16 protein-coding genes, 1 other RNA gene and 3 pseudogenes are annotated in these 20,637 nt (G+C 42.7%); 5 read left to right on the forward strand and 15 right to left on the reverse strand.

Annotation, left to right across the window (positions count from 1 at the left end; all coding sequences use genetic code 11):
• The first annotated feature begins 247 nt into the window (after positions 1-247).
• On the forward strand, positions 248-802 hold the full coding sequence (locus tag BZJ19_RS15705) for a recombinase family protein (protein WP_077676319.1): 555 nt from the start codon (positions 248-250) through the stop codon (positions 800-802).
• A gap of 1,312 nt (positions 803-2,114) precedes the next feature.
• Here BZJ19_RS15705 and BZJ19_RS17315 read toward each other — a convergent pair.
• The 6 genes from BZJ19_RS17315 to BZJ19_RS15735 form a co-directional block, all read right to left on the reverse strand.
• Positions 2,115-2,411 carry a hypothetical protein gene (locus BZJ19_RS17315; protein ID WP_235608272.1) on the reverse strand — a complete coding sequence of 99 codons (297 nt, stop codon included), beginning with the start codon at positions 2,409-2,411 and terminating at the stop codon, positions 2,115-2,117.
• Positions 2,412-2,516: 105 nt separating this feature from the next.
• Complete coding sequence (locus BZJ19_RS15715; RefSeq protein WP_077676320.1) at positions 2,517-2,744, reverse strand: hypothetical protein; 228 nt, start codon at positions 2,742-2,744, stop codon at positions 2,517-2,519.
• A 530-nt stretch (positions 2,745-3,274) separates the two neighbouring features.
• Positions 3,275-4,963 carry a DUF6538 domain-containing protein gene (locus tag BZJ19_RS15720; protein ID WP_077676321.1) on the reverse strand — a complete coding sequence of 563 codons (1,689 nt, stop codon included), beginning with the start codon at positions 4,961-4,963 and terminating at the stop codon, positions 3,275-3,277.
• Between the two features lie 281 nt (positions 4,964-5,244).
• Complete coding sequence (locus BZJ19_RS15725) at positions 5,245-5,943, reverse strand: aspartate/glutamate racemase family protein (RefSeq protein ID WP_077676322.1); 699 nt, start codon at positions 5,941-5,943, stop codon at positions 5,245-5,247.
• 73 nt (positions 5,944-6,016) lie between these two features.
• Complete coding sequence (locus BZJ19_RS15730; protein ID WP_077676323.1) at positions 6,017-6,856, reverse strand: AraC family transcriptional regulator; 840 nt, start codon at positions 6,854-6,856, stop codon at positions 6,017-6,019.
• Positions 6,857-7,451: 595 nt separating this feature from the next.
• Positions 7,452-7,970, reverse strand: a complete 519-nt coding sequence (locus tag BZJ19_RS15735; protein WP_131826413.1) for a hypothetical protein — start codon at positions 7,968-7,970, stop codon at positions 7,452-7,454.
• A 716-nt stretch (positions 7,971-8,686) separates the two neighbouring features.
• Here BZJ19_RS15735 and BZJ19_RS15740 point away from each other — a divergent pair.
• Entirely contained in the window at positions 8,687-9,361 is a 675-nt protein-coding gene (locus BZJ19_RS15740) for an inovirus Gp2 family protein (RefSeq protein ID WP_077676325.1), read from the forward strand.
• Positions 9,362-9,437: 76 nt separating this feature from the next.
• Here the strand turns inward: BZJ19_RS15740 and BZJ19_RS15745 are convergent, their stop codons facing one another.
• Both BZJ19_RS15745 and radC read right to left on the reverse strand, forming a co-directional pair.
• On the reverse strand, positions 9,438-9,998 hold the full coding sequence (locus tag BZJ19_RS15745; RefSeq protein ID WP_077676326.1) for a tyrosine-type recombinase/integrase: 561 nt from the start codon (positions 9,996-9,998) through the stop codon (positions 9,438-9,440).
• Between the two features lie 175 nt (positions 9,999-10,173).
• Positions 10,174-10,677 (reverse strand): RadC family protein, encoded by a 504-nt coding sequence (radC, locus tag BZJ19_RS15750; RefSeq protein WP_077676327.1) that lies wholly within the window; start codon positions 10,675-10,677, stop codon positions 10,174-10,176.
• 154 nt (positions 10,678-10,831) lie between these two features.
• On the opposite strand from radC, the gene BZJ19_RS15755 reads away from it, so the two are divergent.
• From BZJ19_RS15755 to BZJ19_RS15765, 3 genes and pseudogenes are all read left to right on the forward strand, one after another.
• Positions 10,832-11,032, forward strand: a complete 201-nt coding sequence (locus tag BZJ19_RS15755) for a helix-turn-helix transcriptional regulator (RefSeq protein WP_077676328.1) — start codon at positions 10,832-10,834, stop codon at positions 11,030-11,032.
• A gap of 152 nt (positions 11,033-11,184) precedes the next feature.
• Positions 11,185-12,053: pseudogene (locus BZJ19_RS15760) on the forward strand (IS5 family transposase).
• A 335-nt stretch (positions 12,054-12,388) separates the two neighbouring features.
• Positions 12,389-13,030, forward strand: coding sequence for a CatB-related O-acetyltransferase (locus tag BZJ19_RS15765; protein ID WP_077676329.1), 642 nt, complete (start codon positions 12,389-12,391; stop codon positions 13,028-13,030).
• Positions 13,031-13,303: 273 nt separating this feature from the next.
• Here BZJ19_RS15765 and BZJ19_RS15770 read toward each other — a convergent pair whose 3' ends face one another.
• The 7 genes and pseudogenes from BZJ19_RS15770 to ssrA all read right to left on the reverse strand — a co-directional run bounded on the left by BZJ19_RS15770 (position 13,304) and on the right by ssrA (position 20,594).
• On the reverse strand, positions 13,304-14,017 hold the full coding sequence (locus BZJ19_RS15770; protein ID WP_077676330.1) for a substrate-binding periplasmic protein: 714 nt from the start codon (positions 14,015-14,017) through the stop codon (positions 13,304-13,306).
• A gap of 6 nt (positions 14,018-14,023) precedes the next feature.
• On the reverse strand, positions 14,024-15,706 hold the full coding sequence (locus BZJ19_RS15775; protein ID WP_077676331.1) for an ABC transporter substrate-binding protein: 1,683 nt from the start codon (positions 15,704-15,706) through the stop codon (positions 14,024-14,026).
• An 11-nt stretch (positions 15,707-15,717) separates the two neighbouring features.
• Positions 15,718-17,703, reverse strand: coding sequence for a methyl-accepting chemotaxis protein (locus tag BZJ19_RS15780; protein WP_077676332.1), 1,986 nt, complete (start codon positions 17,701-17,703; stop codon positions 15,718-15,720).
• 230 nt (positions 17,704-17,933) lie between these two features.
• Positions 17,934-18,062 (reverse strand): annotated as a pseudogene (locus BZJ19_RS17320) (IS30 family transposase); the annotation flags it as partial.
• A 20-nt stretch (positions 18,063-18,082) separates the two neighbouring features.
• Positions 18,083-18,553: pseudogene (locus BZJ19_RS15785) on the reverse strand (ISAs1 family transposase); the annotation flags it as partial.
• Positions 18,554-18,822: 269 nt separating this feature from the next.
• Positions 18,823-20,061 carry an integrase domain-containing protein gene (locus tag BZJ19_RS15790; protein WP_077676334.1) on the reverse strand — a complete coding sequence of 413 codons (1,239 nt, stop codon included), beginning with the start codon at positions 20,059-20,061 and terminating at the stop codon, positions 18,823-18,825.
• A 166-nt stretch (positions 20,062-20,227) separates the two neighbouring features.
• Positions 20,228-20,594: a transfer-messenger RNA gene (ssrA, locus tag BZJ19_RS15795) on the reverse strand.
• Positions 20,595-20,637: the final 43 nt, after the last annotated feature.

The raw sequence follows: 20,637 nt of genomic DNA on the forward strand, positions 1-20,637 counted from the left end.
AAATTCCCCCTATACCCCCTACTAGAAACTTCAGTATCTGACTTTATGGAATCGAAATTATCTTTAATAAGCAGTGATGCCTCACTTGGAATGAGTGTTCTTTTTCTCTACTTCATGGGTTTATAAATGTTGCCATCTAACCCCACCTCAAACAGCTACGATAAAGCGGTCTATAAATGGGATTTGACAGTTTTAGACCTGAATGCAACCATGAGCCTATCTTAAAGACCACAGTGAAAAGCAAGAAATGGCTGTTATCGCGTATTACCGTGTTTCAACTGACGACCAAACCATCGAGAACCAACGAAGAGAGCTCAATAAGACATATCGTATAGACAAGGAGTTCGCTGATTGTGGAGTGAGTGGAACAGTCAGGGCTGAGAAAAGGCCAGAGTTTAAGAAGCTACTCGACTATGTGCGCGAAGGAGACACACTTGTGACGGTCGATCTTGATAGGTTGGGGAGAGACAGCATTGATGTGCAAAACACCGTAAGAGAGCTTCTGAGAGGCGGTGTGAACGTCATTGTGACAAGGTTAGGGGTAGACCTCAGCACAGACGCAGGAGAGCTTCTGGTGACCATTCTATCCAAGGTTGCAGAGATGGAAAGAAAGAAGATGTTAGAACGTGCAAATGCAGGCAGAGAGCGCGCAAAGGCTGAAGGGAAGCATATGGGTCGTCCTTACACGATAAGCAAAGAGAAGGTACGTGAGCTTCGCTCAAAGGGATACTCTATTAATGCGACAGCGGAGGCTTTGGGGTGCTCTGTGTCGTCAGTAAAAAGGTTACAGAAGCTAGCTTGAAGTGTGGTTGTTGGTGGATTAATAAGAAGGCATGTCGCTTCTAGGTTGTAGCCACTTGGACATATGATGAAGAGGTGCCCTTCGATTTCCAACGTCTAATTGAAGGAACTCTGAGACAACATTAAGAGTACATCTATCCTTATACGTCTTGATGATAACAATGTCATACTAGAGCAGTATCGACTGTCCATTGATTGTGTATGAGGAGAGTGAGACAACACAGGCACCCTTTATGATTACTCTTATTATCCGTCTGTTTTCTTGGTCTATGTATCGTAGATAGCTTCTCAGCTAACACTGCCATTTACAACGTCTAATTGAAGAGCCCCAAGGGAAACTTTTAGATATACACTAAGAGTCCTTGGTTGCTTCATCTCTATCTCACTAGCTTCAGTAGACATGAAAGACCACCAGCACTATTACTCTTTTGATTACATGGATAAGTAGTCAAGTAGAGCGGCTCTTAGCTGACTGTCATTTCACTTGATAGAAGGAGCTATCATTGTGAGAAGTAGTCGTTTAGAGCTTGTCTGAGCTTTATGGTCTGTAGGTGCTAGTGATATATTGCATGGACACAACCAAGAGGAAATCTTTAGGTATCTTAGCATTGCTGGTCTGAATACTGTTATCAGCTTTAGTCAGCTAGGCGATGATAGCTGGAACAAGTCTGACTCTACATGGGCACATCTGTGCTTTAAGTTTCTCTTCGAGAACTACGTTAGAGAGTGGTCTAGGTATCATAATGATTCAGGTGAACGTATGAGAGACTGTTTTAAGGCTAGCTAACGCTCTCATAAAAAGTGGCTTTTACTATATATCTTAGTGTTCTGGTTTATACATGATCTGACACTTATGGTGGTGAAGCGTGACTTAGTCGTGTAGGCTGTTTTTTATGCTATCAAAATCACTTTTGTCCAAAAGTGTTTTAGACTGGATACTCTTAAAACGTATCTGTTAGATAAAAAAGATTATGTTGCTCTCTTGAACGGTTGTTATAGGTTTTTTAGATAAGGGCTTAGTTCAGTTAGCAGTTCCTTAATTTCTAGGTTCCGTGCATGGTTCTGTTCTCGCCACAACAGAATTTTCTCTGATAATACCTCATCGGTTTCATGGTAATGTTTGTCTTTTGCTTCTGTAGGTGCTAATTGATGTGAGAATTTATCTTTGATATTTACGTAAAATCTGGATGTTTTATTTTTCAGTTGTTCTGGGAAAACCTTTGATTCATATATTAGTGGTTCTCGGAGGGTTAATAGTTTTTCATATAGCTCATTGTTCATATGGTTCAGCTCTGGATTCTTACGTTCAATCCCTAAACATCCATCAATGTTTTACGATGTGCATTTAATTCCCACATCGCTCTGTAAACACTTAATCTACGTTCGAATGTTGTGTTGTATAATGATTTTTCAGCAATTGACACAGCAAGACGATTTGATTCCGCTGCATTTTCAGTTGCGGGTGCAGCTTTGTTAGTGGCTTTATATGCCTGATATGCAAAGAACAAGCTAACTACTGTAGAAGTAAAGGAGAATAGGTCTTTTATCTTTTCTGCTTTTTCAATCGAAGGAAAACCTATATGCACCAATCCTAAAAACAGGTGTGTCATGGAAATAGCATAGAAAACAAAAACTGTCCCAATTAGAGACTTTCTTACCATTGAGGAAGGTATAGTGATGACAACAAAAAACCATCACTGGATAAATCTGGGCGATTAAGCAATAAAATCGTTAAAAACTTCGTTGTAAATGTACCCCAAAGAATTGTAGTTTTCATTAACGGTTTTGCCGCCAAAGTTGAAATTTGCACGTACATCATAAGTACCGTTGGGTAATACACTTATATCATCAAAAGACATGCCATCAACAAAATCTGGATGTTTTTTCAAGTGTAGATTCAAAAGATTCAAGAGTTGTTCTTTGTTTAATTGGTAATTCTTCATATAAAGCGCCTTAGGGTTTTTGAGATGAATTTTGGTACATTGCTTTGTGTTTTTAGTAGATGTTGTCTATAGAGTTTCCTTATAAAGTACAGACTCCATGCTCTCTTTAGCATACTTGAATAAATGTTTATTGTAATCGATAGAATTTAACTACGTTTATCATTTCTCATTGAGAAAAGTTGGTCAAGAAATTATATGAGAAAGTGGTCACAAGTCTCAATTTAAACGATTTTGGGACAAAAGCGAGCTAGCGTAATCTGTCAGATCTGATTGCATCGCTGTTAGATAACTAGCAGACCACTTCCTGACTAACACAGTCTTAGCCATCAGAGAGAACAGACGGCAAACCAACACTAGGGCTTTAGCCTCAAACGGCTTCCACCTATGCATTGTGGTTTGTTTGGTCTACCGCTTAAAGGAAATGTTTAGGGAAATCATGGGGCACTGCTACTCGCCCCATCAATCGACAATAGTGTTTCCACTTGGCTGTCATAGGCTTCCTGAGAGCCCATATAGAAGCTCTAGAAAAGCTATCCTGCCATAGAGAGTAGAGTATCAGCGGCTTCTTGCTCGTCGATGGGGTAATCTATAGTCTCTATATACTTCTTCAAGTTGGCAATTGTCAGCCCTGAACCATAGTTACCGCTTACTGAGCCGTCGGCCCAACCACCTAGCTGTTTATAAGCTACTTCAGGGATGCCTGCATTTAACGCTAAGTCCTTAAAGTTGTGCCTTAAGCTGTGAAAAGTAACGCGTTCGGCTCTTAGGTCGTGGATGTTTGTGAAGTACCTGAACTTCTTGCTGTAGATATCAGAGCGATACCCGCCTCCCTTGGGCTTTTTGATATTGAAGATGGTCTCCGTCGAGACAGAGCGTACAAATTCAATAAATCCAAGTTTAAGCAGTACGTCCGGTATAGGAACTGATCTGGCAGAGGTGTATGTCTTCAGGGCTTTGCCGTCCTCATCATTGACGGAGATGTACCAGACTCCTTCTTGTTGGCGGATGTCTGATGGTCGTAGCTGAACAATTTCGTTCATACGTAGACCACAACATAAAGCAACACGCACAATCCAATAGTGTACCGTTCCTTTGGTTAGCTGGAGCAGCTTGCTGAGCATTTCAGGTGGGTATGGCAAGCGAGCATCCTTATCTGCTATTGCTTTCTTGAGCCTGACGCTCTCTGCTGGGTTAAAGCTTGCGTAACGCTCTTGCACTGCGAACTTAAACATTGCAGAGACAGCTTCTAAACGCTGATTGATACTGGTTACAGATAGGCTCTTTAAGTGCTGTAACTGCCCATTCTTAACAGCTGCAATAAGCTCAGGTGTTGTTAATGCCCTTGTCTCCTTCAGCTTAGATGAGTTGCATGGAGTATTTATCAATACATCACGCAGTTCGCGAATATCTGCTGTAGAAACGTCTCTGACAGGCGTGTCACTACCGAGTAGACCGACTAAGCACTCAAAAGAGACCTGATAGCGTTGCTCCAGTTTGCTGCTCATAGGCTTACCAGAAGCCGCCATTTCTGTCTTTTTATTTTCAAGAAATTCAGCTGCAACGCGCTCGATTGTAGGGGCTTTCTCAATTTTTGGAATAGGTTTTACAACACTTGTAATGCTTGGTGTCGCTCCAGATATCAAAGCGTGAAGCCCTTGAGTTTGAGCTCTCAATTGCTTAGCAAATTCGATGAACACTCTTGCTTTTTGTTGTGGTTCTAGGCCGCTATATATGTCGGAAGCTCTATCAGGCAAGGCTCCTTCAAAAACACGCTTCACACGGAGGTTATCGTCAAACATTGCTTCATGGTACAGCATGTCCTCTGCGTGCTCTTGAATGCTGGATAGGCTTTCATTTAGACCGTGATGCAGAGATTCATAAGAGACACCACTAGTAAACATATGGTCTCTCTTATATTTAATCCATTGATTAGCCGCTTCAATTGCAAGATTTTGCAGATCGACTAGCTCAACTTTCCGCTCGGGTAAGGAGTGACCGTCAAGCTTTGCAAACTCTTCAGCTAAACGACCAGCCTCGATTGCAGCTAGCTGCTTAGCTCGCTTCTTATCGGAGGTCTTAAGGGAGAAGCGAATTAGCTTTCTGCCGTAGTGCTCGACTAGATGGCTGGGAACTCGCTTTTGAAAGTAATAGATGTTGCTGTTTTTACGTCGATATATGTGCAAAGTTTCACCTTTGTAGGCCAGCTTTGTATCACACATACTCTTTTTAACTACTTGAAACAAAGGAACTTTTATCTAAAACAACAACTTATAGAAAAGTGGGCTGGCGTAACTTGAATTAGGTCAATAACGTCATGTATTTATTGATTTTTTCTGGTTTGACTTTGGTGCGGTGTACCATCGGGTGTATCTAAAGTACTGATTGTATCAAGAGTCCACAATGAGACACTCAATCAATGTATGTCTAGTCTGATAACAGATTACTGTCGAGGAGTGACTTCTACTTGTCTGCGCTGTTTAGTGGGTACAACTTCTTGTCGTTAACCCTCCCCAAGGGATCTTAGTATTGTAGCGTTCGCATGGATCGCTGTGGTATCAAACAGTGGCACATTAGTATGCTTTTGCTGAACAAGTAGAGCAATTTCCGTGCAACCTAGGATCACAGCCTCCGCCCCTTCATGCTTCAGCTTATCAATTACCTTCAGGTAAGCATCACGAGATTGCTCAGTAATGATACCTTGACACAGCTCTTCGTAGATAATGTTGTGGATCGTGTTTTTATCTTCGCTACTTGGAACGACAACGCTTATCCCATACTTATCTGTAATTCGTTTTTTATAAAAATCTTGGTCCATCGTGAATCGTGTCCCGAGGAGACCAACTTTTCTGATGCCATGCAGGATGAGCATTTCAGCTGTTGCATCAGCAATGTGCAGAATGGGAATACTGATGCGCGACTCAATCTGAGGTGCCACTTTATGCATGGTGTTGGTGCATATCAGGAGAAAGTCAGCACCGCCAGTTTCAATCGATACTGCCGCATCTGATAGTATCTGAGCGGTTTTATCCCATAGCCCCTTGTGTTGGAGCTCCTCTATTTCAGCGAAATTAACGCTATACATACAAATCTTGGCTGAGCTTAAGCCACCCAAGCGTTCTTTGATGCCATGATTTATCGCTGTATAGTAGCTTACAGTCGACTCCCAGCTCATCCCGCCAAGCAATCCTATCGTTTTCATTTGAGGTCCTCACGTTGTATCTATGATGATCAAAACTACAAGCGTCAGGTGGTAAGAGATAGTACGTTTTTGACTATCTGAGAAAGTGCCTTGCGTATTGACTCGGGGTTACACCAATGGCTCGTTTAAAGTGCTTGGTAAAATGGCTTTGGTCGTGAAATCCGCAGAGGTTCGAGACGTCCGCCAGTTGGTATCCTTGTCGTATCAACTTCTCGGCATACCGGATACGTGCTTGTAGTTGATATGCGTGTGGTGGAAGACCAAATTCCTTATTGAACGCACGCACTAGATAATAGGGATTAAGGGAGACCATTTGGGCAAGATCACTTAGAGAGATGTTGGTACTAGGAGAGTCGTCTAGAAAGTGCTTTACCATGCTTACTTTCTTAGTTGCCTTCTTCTCAACGGGGAGTTCGACCCTCCTTTTACCATGACTTCTCATCAAACGAGTGAGTAGCGCGTAGAGGAGCGACTCTCTTAACAACTTGTTTTCCGATCGCTCTAAGACAGAGAATACGTACCGGAACTGTTTAGCCAGTGCTGCATCATGCACTACTGCATCAGGAAAGTAGGGCGTATAGGTGTCAGTTCCGACGAGCTCATGGCTTAACCGTTCAAAGTGCTCTGGTAAAGGATATAGCGCTTTGTAGGCCCAGCCATCGTCGGTGTTGGCTTGGCCATTATGAATATCATCCGCGTTGATTAAAATGATACTCCCAGCAGGTGCAAGATTATTACTGCCGCTTCTAAGGAACTTTTGGGTACCTCGTTCGATAACGCCAAAGGTGTAACCCTCATGGCTGTGTCGAGAAAAACATTGCCTATGGTAACTCGCGTCCAGAATACCTATACCGCCAAGTTCCTGGTGGTATAGGTATTTTGCTGATTCTTTACAAGCACCAAGCTTTTTCATTTAGCCGCCTAAACCTTAATCTATAGAGCATTATAAGCTAACCCTATACGTTCCCCTCTAGCCTGTATTGTACAAAATTGACTTAGACTCAAAGCGCTAAAAGTAAGACATTAAATTTAATAAGAAATTTAGAGTGGAAGAGTCATCTACTCACCCCGTTTAAGGTAATGCTTGTAAGACATAGTGCCAGGTAGTGATACCAGCTTTGTGTATTCAAAGACACGGCTGTCTCTTGTCAAGTTGATGTGTAGGAGGTAAGCAGATAGCAGATCTACATTTTATTAACGACTAGTGATAGCCATAAATAATGTTCAATGCTTATACGCTACCTTCAGCGAAAACCCTATAAACGCTCCGTCCAGAATCTTCAAAAACAGTCGCGCATTGATGTTATGACGATAGTATAGGACTCGTTATTCCTTTATAGAATACCCATAGCCCTTTTATAACCAAAGGTAATATTATTTATAACCTAGCTATAGAGATGGTGCGGAATGGCGAACTAAAAAACGCAAAGGAGCTTCTCAACGAAGTCTTATGAGGGGGACACAGAACTATGAACACCTTCCTCATCGTTGAACTAGCGCCCCATCATTTACTCACTCTCCAATATATCCAAAATCTCGTCCCAATCCATAGTGTTAATGAGTTTTTTTATGACCTCTTCGGGAGTTTTTTCAGTTTGCTCTGCCAGTTTTTCAACTTTATGAAGCACAGCGTTTTCCAATAGGACTACGTTTTTTTTCTTTCTTTCTTTACTTTTCTTTACATTCCAAGCATGTCTGAAATTTTCGAAAAATTTCTTTTTTTTATTTTCAGGGATGAGGTCATAGACTGCCACAATGACTGACTTCATGTCTTCATTGCTTGAAGGTGTCCAAGTGTATCTTATTTCGTCTCTTTTTTTTATGTAATCATAAGCCCACATGAGCTGATTGCTGTGACAGCTATCTAACCACTTTATCATTTCAGTCCTTCTGGCGTTTTTTCTCCATTCATTTTTTAAATGATTTGACAGAAGTTTTTCTTCATGCTCTAAAACATTTGAATGAATGAGACAGTTCTCTATTTGTTTTCTTTTTTCTTCTGTTGTGCTTTGGCGTTTTTCCTGCAAATAAATGTCTTCTATTTTTAGAGGTTTTGTTATTTCTATATCCGTGACAACTCCTGTGTCTGTCTCTTTATATAAAATGTATCCTATCTCTTTGTTTATGTTTTTTATTATGTAGCACCATAGCCAATTAATCTTTTTCTTCGGCTATTATTTCTTCTTCCTCGTCACTTGATTCTAAGAGGCCTTTGTTTCTGAACTTCCGCAAAAAGAAAAGGAGATCCCTTTCCGTTCTTATCGACCTTGCGAGATGTGCCGATAATTTTCTATTTAGCATTTCAGTGCTTCTCCTTTTTTATATTTTATTTCTTATAACACCTACTTTTGTCTACCTAAAGTGGCTTTTTAAAAGTGGACTAATAAGTGTGATCGGTGTCACGTTAATTCAGTGGGGATCTAATTTTAGTGATTATAAGGTGACTGAAATGATTATAAGGTGACTGGAATGATTATAAGGTGACTGGAATGACTAGAGTATCCACTGGGATACATAGGTTTAGGTAGTTATAGGATCATAACTTCCACATGCTCAGATCGTCGGTGAGAGATGGAGAGGCTAGGTTGGCTGGTGGGTGACGTCGTCACAGTGTGAGAGGGAGTTGTCGGTATAGTAATATACGTATTAGCTCTTCTCTTCATATACCCATTACCAGTAAAGCAGATAAGGTAAAAAATAATCTAACTAGTGTTCCTTTGTAGAACTAATAGAGGAACATAAAATGAATCAACATACCTATGAGGGGTTTCCCATTCTCCTACCTGTTAATGAATGTAAGGGAAGGTATTTAGATAAAATAAGAGAGGTGCTAGCTGATGGATATCATGACTATAAAAACCTCACTATTGCTCGTCTTGACTTAAGGTTTCCAGCTATTGATGAGTCTGATGACTTTCTGATGCGTGATGAGGTGCTTTCGTTAAGACGGAGGAGAAAAGATACCGTTAAATTTTTTATTCGAGCTATTGAATTAGAAATGGCAAAGCAAGAGTGTGAGAAGCGAGCGAAGGGTAAGCGGATGCATCGTTGTAAGGTGCGATATGTATGGGCAAGAGAGCGTAATCATTCACACAACGATCATTATCATTTCGCGTTGGTTTTAAATAAGGATAGGTTTTATTGCTGGGGGAAGTTTGAGAACGTCGAGTGCGGTGATGGTTTATATAATATCATTGTCCGTGCCTGGGCGAAGGCAATCGGCCTGTGTAACAATCAAGCGATGGGGTTAGTGCATATCCCTGATAATAGCATTTACTACCTTCACGGACGTCCTGAGAGCTCTGAACGCGCTGAGCAGGAATATAAAGATATATTCTATCGATTAAGCTATTTAGCCAAAAAAAGAACCAAGCGTCGCAACGAGGGGTTTCGTTGCTTTGGTTCTAGCACCAAGTAAATCGTGCACAATCGTTTTTTATTGATGATATATATTTAAAATCCCGTCGGCCGTACTGTCATGGTGTGGCCTTACTTCATATCTCTAAGGCAATAAAATCATTGTCGACATCCTCCTGTGTAATACCAATATAACGAAGGGTGATGCCTTCTGAGGTATGGCGCAGCATTTTCATCACCCGACCAATATCTTTTGTGGCTTGATACAGCATATAACCGCGTGTTTTTCGCATTGAGTGCGTCCCTAACGAGAGGTTGAGCTCTTGCCCAACCTGTTGAAAGGCCAGAGTAACAGCACGCCGAGAGAGCGGTTTAGGCGGCAACTGCTTAATCTGCTGACAGCGGTGAGATTGAAACAGGTAGACGTGGTCAGGATGGTCTGCCCGTATCTTTTCAATGCGCGCCAGTGTTTTGGAGTTGAGCTGGATATCAGCAATCTTACCTGTCTTACGCTCTTTGATTCGCAACCGGTCACCGTGGATGTCGTCGAACCGAATGGCAAGCAGATCGGAGATACGTAACGCCAGGTTTAACCCGATATACCAGACGTCGGCCATTTGGCGATGATAACGAATACTCAATAGGTGGCCGATAAGCTGAATAGTCTCGGTGTCTTTAATGGCTTGAACTTCTGACATGGCTTACTTCCTTTTTTCTTCACAGATGGAGGTTTTGAGAAGCACAGCACGACAGCGACAGCCGGACCCTTGTTGCGCCTGGGTTGGCTGCTTCCCGTTTTAACATAATGAGAAGCAGGGAAAGGTATCGCTGCCTGTGTGCATGTATGGCGTGTAAAAATGGCCTTTGAAGCCGCTACACGACTGGGATCCAGCCTCGCTCGGCGAAAGACACACAGTCTTCACCGACAACCACATGATCTAAAACGCGAACATCAATAAGGCCCAACGCTTTGATCAACTTGTCAGTGATATGACGGTCTGCCTGTGACGGCTCGGCAATCCCTGAGGGGTGATTGTGCGCAAAGATAACGGCGGCTGCATTGTGACTCAGTGCTGCTTTCGCCACTTCGCGTGGATAGATAGACGCGGCATCAATGGTGCCAAAGAACAGGATATCGAACTGGATCAGCCGATGTTGATTATCCAGCAGCATCAACGCAAACACTTCACGATCGTACGCGCCGAGTTTGAGCTTTAAGTATTCCATCACGTTGTTAGGGCTCGTGAAGGTGCCTTCGCGTTTGTACTTTTGTGCCAGTGCTTCCGCCGCGTGCTCTAAGAGCTGGTTCAAATCAGATGGCTGGTGGGCAGGGTAGTTGTCTGCAGGGGTGAACAGGGGAGTGTGTGACGTACGCATAGGGAGTCTCCTTTAAGTGATTGATGTGGCTATGCGTATCGATGACATATATCTGAAATCAGGTTGGTTAGGGGAGTGGTGCAAGAGGGGAGGGTGAAACCGGTAAATCTTTACGTGCGCGGAAATCTCATGAGTCCAATAACGGAGTAATATCATGAGATTAATTAAATTGAGCGAAGTAAAACACATGACAGGCCTTGGTCGTTCAACCATCTACAACCTGATGAAAGATGGCACCTTTCCGAAAAGTGTGCCCCTGGGAGGCAGAGCGGTTGCGTGGGTAGAAAGTGAAGTCGAAGAGTGGGTGATGGCAAGGATAGCGGAGAGGGATAGAGTGTTGGGTATCGTGACTTAAAACGAGACTATGGCTAAGTTTATCGGCGTTGTTTCCTAAATCATTGAACTAATCATCCGAGCCGCGATCAGATCATCAACGCCTCAAAGAGGTCACAGATGATGAGCAAAGCCAAGTACAAAATCAGCAATTGGAAGCAATAAAATCAAGCATTGATTAACCGTGGTTCGATTACCTTTTGGGTTGATGACGCCGCTATCCAGACTTAGCACTGCAAAGAGCATCATGGCAAACGAGGCAGAGGTTTTACGTTTACCGATGGTGCCATTGAAACAGCACTGATGGTTAAAGGCATTTTCAAGCTCCCTCTTCGCGCCCTTCAAGGCTTTCTCGACTCGATATTTGGTTTGATGGACGTACCGCTAAAATCACCGTCATACAGTTGTATCAGTAAACGGGCGAAGACGGTTGAAGTTAATTACCGATTACCCAGTCGTGGGCCCGTTGCTCACGTCGTCATTGATGCCACCGGTTTAAAAGTGTTTGGCGAGGGAGAATGGAAAATGCGCAAACATGGCAAGGAAAAACGCCGTCTTTGGCGCACAAGCTGCATCTCGCGATTGACGACAGTACACATGAAGTGATTTCTGCCGTCGTTAGCTTAGCGTCTGTTGGTGACAATGAAGCCTTGCCGACGCTGCTCAACCCGTTACGCCGAAAAATCGCCCAAGTCAGTGCTGATGGCGCCTATGATACAAAAGCCTGCCATCAAGTGCTCAGGAGAAAAGGCATCAAACCGACCATTCCACCGCGCAGCAATGCGGGGTACTGGGAGGACGGTCACCCTCGCAATGCAGCCGTCAGCGCCTTGAAGTCGGGTAACTTGGAAGACTGGAAGCAAGAAGAGGGTTATCACCAACGCTCTCTGTCAGAAACAGGCATGTCCCGATACAAAACGTTAATCAGCCCTGAGCTGACCCTACGTAACTACGATGCACAAGTTGGCGAAGTATTGGCCAACGTGAAAGCAATAAACAAAGTCATAAGACTTGGTATGCCTGTTGGTTACCGAGTTGACTGATGGGAGTAATGCTATTGGAATCAGTTCGTTAGGTGAATAATTTGATAAACAATGCTCTTCAGTGTAGCGCTTTTTAATTTTGAGAACTCCTTTAATTCTAGTGAACTAGAAATCTCATCAAAGTAATGATGCTAATCCAAAATTGAAGGTCGTCATTACTATAATTTATCAGATACATGTCATTGTCTATCCTTAATAGACGCAATTATAAAAATATGCTATTAATAAAATGATTTTTTATGAACCAGAACCCTCTTGTTAAACAGCCTCGAATATATTGACTCAACCTCAAAAAAGAGATTATGTATTATTTAAGTAAGTTAATGAGGTAAACAATGAAAGACAAACACTGGTCAAAGACACAACGTTTGCATGAAGTGGTAAAAAATCCCAACATCATTATCAAGGGAACTCATAGCTACTACAGCGATTGCTGGGACAATGGGTTTGAGGAATCTGTTGTTAGGTACTTACACGGTGATGAAGTAAGCCGGCGTTGGGAGCCACTTTGGGAAATCGATAAACTCTACATTGGTGACTATGTTTGCATTGGGGCAGAAGTTGTTATTTTGATGGGAGGAAACCATACTCATCGTGCCGATTGGTTTTGCTTATATCCCTTCATGGATGTAATCGAACATGCCTACATTGGTAAGGGCCCTACCCGCATCGGTGACGGCGTTTGGCTGGGACTGCGTTCCATGATTATGCCGGGAGTATCTATCGGAGAGGGAGCGGTTGTTGCAGCCAACAGTGTGGTCACAAAAGACGTTGCTCCATATAGCGTCGTAGCAGGCTCACCAGCTAAGCACGTAAAGTTTCGCTTCAACGAGACAATTATTAATGATCTGCTTGCATTAAATATCTACGACTGGCCAGCAGAGAAGTTTGAAGCGATGCGCCCTTTTTTGTGTGCGTCTGATATCCATAAACTCCAAGCCGCTGTCATCGAGTACGATAGCAGAAACAAGCACTAAACTTCATTGCGTATAAATCAGAGGCAGCAAGGTGACTGAGTGGCCATCTCGCTGCCTCAAGATGAACTAGCCCTTCAAATACCCTCTCTTCACGCCAATCCCTTTGTAGCGATAAAGCATCGCCACCAAAAACCTTTACATCCTTATAAAATGTTGTAGTGTGACCAAAGCTCTAGATACGGAGCATCAATATATATCAAATCCAAGTATCGATGTTTATTTGGAAATACGGAAACGAGAATAGTATTATCAACAATTTCGTAAATATAATCCTTACATGCTATTTATCAATCGCCCTATGGAACCATCGAGGTATAAGGAGATCAAAGACGATTCTAGTTTTTCTATCGTGCTTTTAGGCAAGTCTAAGCTACATGCCATGGAGTTGAGGTATTTTTTATAAGGATAAACCATTTCTATTTCTCTAAGGTTATTTTTGTTTAGGATTAGTTCTGCAGCCTTGGTATCCTCGACAAAAAAAACTAATCTATCCGCCTCAACCTTCTTCGCATTTAATCGTGTATTTCTTGTATATTCAACATTTACGCCGAGTGATTGAAGATTCTCTCCATCTACGCTACCGATATAACTGCCCACTCTACTTTCTTTTATGTCTGCGATACTTCTTATTACTTTGCCTTTCTTCGCAAAAAAACCTGATTCAGTCACCATTACTGGACCAATCCATGAGAAAAGAGCTGCATTTTCCTGAGTAGCTTGCATGGGAAATAAGCATTGATTACTCTGGCTTTCGTTGGTTCTACCCAATACAGTCTCATAAGACCGTTTGAACGGTCTTCGTTTCAGCTCATAAACGATACCGGCTCGTTCAAACAATGTATTGAGTATTCCAATTGATATTCCCTTTATCTTATTATCTTTAATTGAAATATAGGGCTCTTTTTCTTCAATAAACACAGTGACGTGCTTATTCGATAAAGCAGAGGTCGACACAACCAATGTAATCAAAAATAAAAATATTTTCATATATCCTCACTGCCAGGATTGAATGATATCTTCATATGGGGCGGTTTTACCTTCGGGCCACTCATTTTTTATCTTGGACTTTGGTGCTCCTGGTTTTTTCAACCAGTAATCTTCATCTTTCTTATCGTTTAGTTTTGGAAAGCAAATATTTATTTTCCTCGAATTTGATATCCTCAGCAAAGTATTATCCATTTCAGCCGCCATCGTATCTAATGCGAGATCCACAGGTACACCATCGTGTATAATTGTTGATAAATTTTTCCACCATAAGTCAGACATCTGCGAGTAATCAGGAATGTTTTTTCCTGAGGGAGTCCACTTTTTTGCCGCACTGCTCGAGTAAAATTCTATCAATCCACCATAATTCGCAGATCTATCTTGAATAAAATCACTGTTCACGTCTGAGTAACGAATTGGTGTTAATCCGACTAAAAACTTATCCATGGTTACTGTTTTAGAAGTGACAAATTGAGCATATAACCACGCCGCATGCCGATTATCCTCTGGTGTGCTCTTTAAAAAAGTCCAAGCACCGGTATCTTGATACCCTTTCTTCATACCTTCGCTCCAGTATGCCCCAACGGGCGAGGGTGCCATTCTCCATTTTGGTAGCCCTTTACTATCGGTTATTGTTAGATCAGGGCTCGTCATTTCACTTGTGAAAGCAGTGTACCAAAAAATTTGTTGCGCAATATTACCTTGGGATGGGATTCCCCCTGCTTGTGAGAATGTCATCTCTTTGGCCTCTGGAGGAGCATAATTCAATAGCCAGTCTTTATAAGCCGTTAACGCATAGTTTGCAGCCGGACCATTTAACGCTCCACCTCTTTCGATAGATGCTCCAACAGGCATACATGCTTCGGATCGGATTCCCCACTCATCGACAGGTTCTCCATTAGGTAAACCTATATCACCGACTCCCGCCATTGATAACCAAGCATCTGAAAATCGCCACCCAAGTGAAGGGTGCTTCTTTCCATAGTCCATATGACCGTAAATTCTTTCGCCATTAATCGTTCCAACATCATGGGTAAAAAAATCAGCTATATCTCGATAAGCGGTCCAGTTTAAGGGGACACCCAACTCATAACCAAATCGTGCTTTGAATCGTTTCTTAAAATCCGGATTATTAAACCAGTCATATCTAAACCAGTATAAATTAGCAAATTGTTGATCGGGAAGTTGGTATATTTTACCACCTTCCCCTTGAACAAAAGGGATGCCCATATAATCATCTATATCAATATAAGGGGATAAAATGTCATTCTCTGTCATTAAATCGCTTACGGGGATAACAGACTCACTTCTTGAATACAGACCAATCAAATCACTATCAGTAATATAAGCATCATAAATATTATAGTCATAAGTTATTTGTGCGTTTATCTTTTGAACAACGTCATGTTCACCAGTAACCTCATGAACAACACGGATACCTGTAAGAATTTCAAAGGTGGTAGCCAATACTTCAGCCTCGTACCAATGAGTAGGAAGATCTTCGGAAACAACTCGTATCGTCATTCCTTTATATGGAGAGGCGGCTTTTTTGAACCAAGCCAATTCGTTAGTTTTTTCTTCATAGCTTAACGTACTGTTCTTAAACTGACTAGTCAATATAGTTTCAATGACGGCATCAGAAGAAAATACATATGATGGAACCATGGCTATCAATAACACATACTTATTCATGTTCGTCCTTATTAAACTTTAAATCGACTGATTAGTTTATATAGTCTCTCATTTGATTGCGCTAGGTTATTTGATGAGTCCATCGAGTCTTTCCCTTTCTCTTTTAAAGTATGAAGAATATCTTTTATTTTCATCATATTACTATTAATACTCTCGGTTACATGACTTTGCTCTTGTGCTGCCGTAGAAATATGTGTGCTCAGGTCATCGATCTCTACAATATGCTTTTGGAGACTTAAAGCATGTTCACCCACAGTTTTACTTAACCCAGAGGCGCTCAAGCACTGTTCTTTAGTTTCATACATTGACGTTGTTGCCCGAGAGACGGTTTGAGTAAGTAACTCCAACATCTCACTCACTTCGCTTGTGCTTTTTTGCGTTCGAGAGGCGAGGTTACGAACCTCATCGGCAACTACGGCAAAACCTCTTCCTGTTTCACCTGCTCTCGCCGCCTCAATAGCAGCATTCAATGCTAATAAGTTTGTTTGCTCTGCAATATCGCCGATGACGTCTAAGACACTTTCAATCGCCTTGGTATTATCTTGCATCTCTTGAACTTTACTGGCAGAATCCTCTACACGTTCAATAAGTTTTGTCATCTCATCAACAGTCTCATTGGCGCCAGACGTAGCCTCATTTGCTTTTAACTGCGCCGTATTGGTTATCTTATTGGCACTTTCAGTATGTCCTGCAACCTCGTTAGCGGAGGCGCTTAACTCATTGATAGCCGTTGCGACTGCGTCTGTTTCCGTCATATGGTTTTCAAGCGACCCGAGAGTACTTTCTACATTTCCCCTCATTATCTTGACCTGTCCGGCACTTTCCTCGTTCGCTTCCGCAACTTCTTTGAGCAGTGCTTGTAGATACCCAATAAAATTATTAACTGATTWAGATATCTGATCGAATTCGTCATTCCCCTTCACAGGTAAACGCATTGTGAGATCTGCATCACCACTGGACAGTGTGTCCATATTATCTTTAACTGCTTCAAACCTTTTCTTTAAGCTACGGATAGCAACTACAAAAACGAGGATTAATATGACAAATATAGGCGATTGAGTAAGAGCTAATGTTCTGATAAGAGAGGAACTTTGTTGATTGAACAATTCTTTGGTTTGGCTAATAAGAACAACCCAAGGTGTCCCCTGTATGGATTTGGAAAAAACAATTTTTTCCACGCCATGTTGGTCGACATACTCTTTAAACCTAACCTCCTTATTGAGGACGTCGAGTGCAGATCGAGAGAAGGGAGTTTGGTAGGCACTAAGATTCTTCAATATTTCATTTTTTGAAAAATTTCCCTTACTAATACTAAGAATCTTGCCAGAATTCTCAGCTATCAAGATTTGAGACTGTAGCGCTCTTTGTTTCCTATCAACAATGCCATTGAAAAAACCGAGCGTGACATCAATGGTAGACACACCGTACAACTGTCCGTTTTTGTAGATGCCCATCGCGCAGTTAGTACGTGGCTCGGGACTCGCACCATCCTTGTACGCAAGTGCCCAGGCACAGGTCCCAGTGGGAGCGTTTTGCCCATTTTTATGCCACTCCTGTTCATAATAAGGTGGCGCCTCGGACGAATTCCAATACGTGTTTTCTATTAGCCTCCCTGCATTGTCCCGATGAAAAAATGTGGATAACTTTTTGACTCCATCCATTCTCTTATCAGGTAGTGGCCAAATACCGCCTCCAAAAATAAGTGGATTGCCATATTGTTCAATCAGAGAGGGTAAGAAAGAATCTATTTGAGGGCTTGTTAGCTCCGGAACAATCTGAGTAATTGATTTCTGCTGACCTTTTACCTGATTGAGCAAGGTGAGGATATCATTACCAATTTCTTGCGCATGTAAGACTACATTATCACCCGCTTTTTTCTCCAAAGAGGGTTTAATGTATGCATTGATAGATAGTAATGTGAATACTATTGCTGCAAATAAGAACACACCGAGGCCAAGACTATATTTTCCTTGTATGGTTGATAATGGATTTTTCATCTCACTACTCCTATATGGCTCAATAAAGAATAGTTATGTTTTCACCAATAGTGATCTGACCAGTTGTACTATCTCCTATGTCAGTATAGTTTTCGCGTCCTTTGTTAAAAGCTCATATTCACTCTGAGGCGTTTGGAGATATATATGCATCATTACTCCGATGAGCGACGTCATGCCGCTGTGGCCAAGGTGTTATCCGCGGATTCAACTGCGAAGTGCACACTCTCGTCTGCAGCCTGACATAACTTGTTAAAGATAACGCTAGACTGCCTAAAACCAAGACATTTTCTTGGTCGAGCATTCAAGCGGGCCACAGCTTGCATCACCTCTTCTTCAGTGATTTCACGCAGGTCAGTGCCCAGGGCGAGCGCATGGGTGTTTATTTTTCAACCATTGCTGGAATGCCTGCGGCTAAAACCTTTTCTAAGAAGCTGGTATTCATGAGACAACGCTTCTGTTTGGACACCAAACTAATCTTGGTTGGCTCTGCCCGCACCATGTTTGAGGCCATGTGTCGCAGACAAGCTACGTTCGCTGCGCCATTGTCTTTATAAATCTGGCAGGCGTCTTCACCCATATTGACATCTAACACCCAGTGCATGGATTCAATGCTCCAATGCGAGCGGATAGCACGGCTTGCCTCATCGGCAGTCAGTGATTTTGAGCTGATATAGTAGCGATACTCCAGCGACATCGGACGCTCTTTTTCAACACGCAAAGACTCAACCATGACAAGACTTTGTAGTGATGGCCAACGGGTAAAGTCGCCGGGTAAGCACGCTTTATCAAGTACATAACATTGGCGCACTTCAATACGACCGTAGTTATGCTCAAACAAGACATCATCATTTAAAGTTCGGTAATAGAGATAGAGTAGTTGATAATAAGTACAATACTTGTACATTCTGCTGTTTAATTAAATAGCCTGGGTGGCAATGAGATTTGAGGGTTTTAATGGTCCCCGTACCCAGAGCGATTTTTGGTCTATTAAAATGACCGTAAAACCCTTATTTAATGAGCTCTAACCACACACCCGCTTCGGTATGATGGGTAGATTGCTTGGCCTCCCACGCAGGGAGGGCAGAGTATTCAGGTAGCGAGTTTTATCGGCTTCTATGGTTAGATCACTTTAAGCTGCTTTGTGCCCGTCACTGATAGGCTACCTTTAGCAGCTTGCTCGATGTGTCCACTCCACCAGCACATCATTGGGCGTCGGCGCTCAATATAATCTGTCCGGTTATACGCACTCCGTACGTGGTTGTCATCAACGTGGGCAAGAGCAGACTCGATAAGGTCTGCATCAAAACCCTGCTCGTTGAGTGTAGTACTTGCCAGGGAGCGTAGCCCATGACTCACTAGCCGGTCGGCAAACCCCATACGTTTTAGTGCCATATTGGCCGTTTGGCTATTACAAGGTTTTTGCGGATCACGATCTGAAGGAAAAATAAAATCACGATGGCCACTTATCGGCTTGATCACTTCTAATATCGCCAGCATCTGCTCTGTGAGTGGGATCCTGTGCTCTCTTCTTTTTTTTGTCCTCTCCGCCGGGATAATCCATAGTGCGTTATCCCAGTCTATTTCATCCCATCGTGCAGCTGCCGCTTCTGCTGGCCGCGTCATGGTGTGTAACTGCCATTCGATTAGGCACCGGGTAACTCGTTTGATATTCGCGTAAGCAAGCTTTTGCATTAACTCTGGTAGTTCATCGGGAGTTAACGCTGCCATATGGTTCTTTTTGGGCTTTTTAAATGCGACACCGATGCCTGATAGCGGATTAGCGTGGATAAGGCCACAGTTAACCGCGTAGTTCATCATTTCGTTTAGTCGTTGGACTAGGCGCTTTAATGTCTCTAGGCTGCCCGATGCTTCAATGGGCTTTAAGGCATCTATCACCATAGGGGCAGTGATTTTGGAAAGGGGAGTAGCGCCAAGCTTTGGAAAAATGTGACGTTCCAGAGAGCGCCATATATCGGTCGCGTATCCCTCAGTCACTTGCTCTTTTTTCAGCTCGAACCACTGGTAGGCGACTTTCTCTACCGTATGTTCGGTGAGCGCAATCTCTTGCCTTTGTTGCTCTTCACGGTGTTCCTTAGGATCGATGTTTTGAGCGAGTAGGGCTCTTGCATCCATGGTCGCTTTACGCGCTTGAGACAGGGTAACAGTGGGATAGGCACCGAGGCTGAGGTTGGTGCGCTTTTTGGTGAATGGACGCAGGTAATTAAAAAGCCAAAGCTTGGAGCCAGTTGGTTTAACTCTTAGCCTGAGTCCGTCGCCATCATAGAGCAGATACTCTTTATCTTCTGGCGTTGCTGCTTTTATCTTCTTATCCGTAAGCTTAGCTATGATTTTAGCCATAATGGGTACACCTCTCAGCCTCCATTTTCATCAGTGTACACCTCGGTGTACCTAAAAATCAAAGCGGTTGGTGGACCTCTATGGACCTTAATGAACGATAAGTTAATGATGTTACGTTACTTAAGGCAATAAAAAAGACGTCCGTGGACGTCTTTAAATATAAAATTGGTGGAGCTGGCGGGAGTTGAACCCGCGTCCAGAATCAGTCTAACCAATGGCGCTACATGCTTAGTTTGTCTTTAATCTCGTCAGTGTGCTGCGGACAAACACGCCACACAAAGACATACCCGACTTAGATTTAACGCTTCAGCTTTCGGGTCAAAGTATCCACGCGATCCTGTTTGGTTTTGACTATCCTTGATCCCCGTCCTACAGGCGAAGGCTAGGGAGGATAGGCACTCAACAGGTTATTAAGCTGCTAGTGCGTAGTTTTCGTCGTTTGCGACTATTTTTTTGCGGCTTTTTACGAGGCCAACCGCCCCTCGGCATGCTCCACGGGCCTTCTCAATCCTGTCGAATCCTGAATCAGCCCCAGAGTTTGGACGGCAGAGTCTAACATATTGATCTGCCGCGTCA

Source organism: Salinivibrio proteolyticus, assembly GCF_001996165.1.
Taxonomy (GTDB): Bacteria; Pseudomonadota; Gammaproteobacteria; order Enterobacterales; family Vibrionaceae; genus Salinivibrio; species Salinivibrio proteolyticus.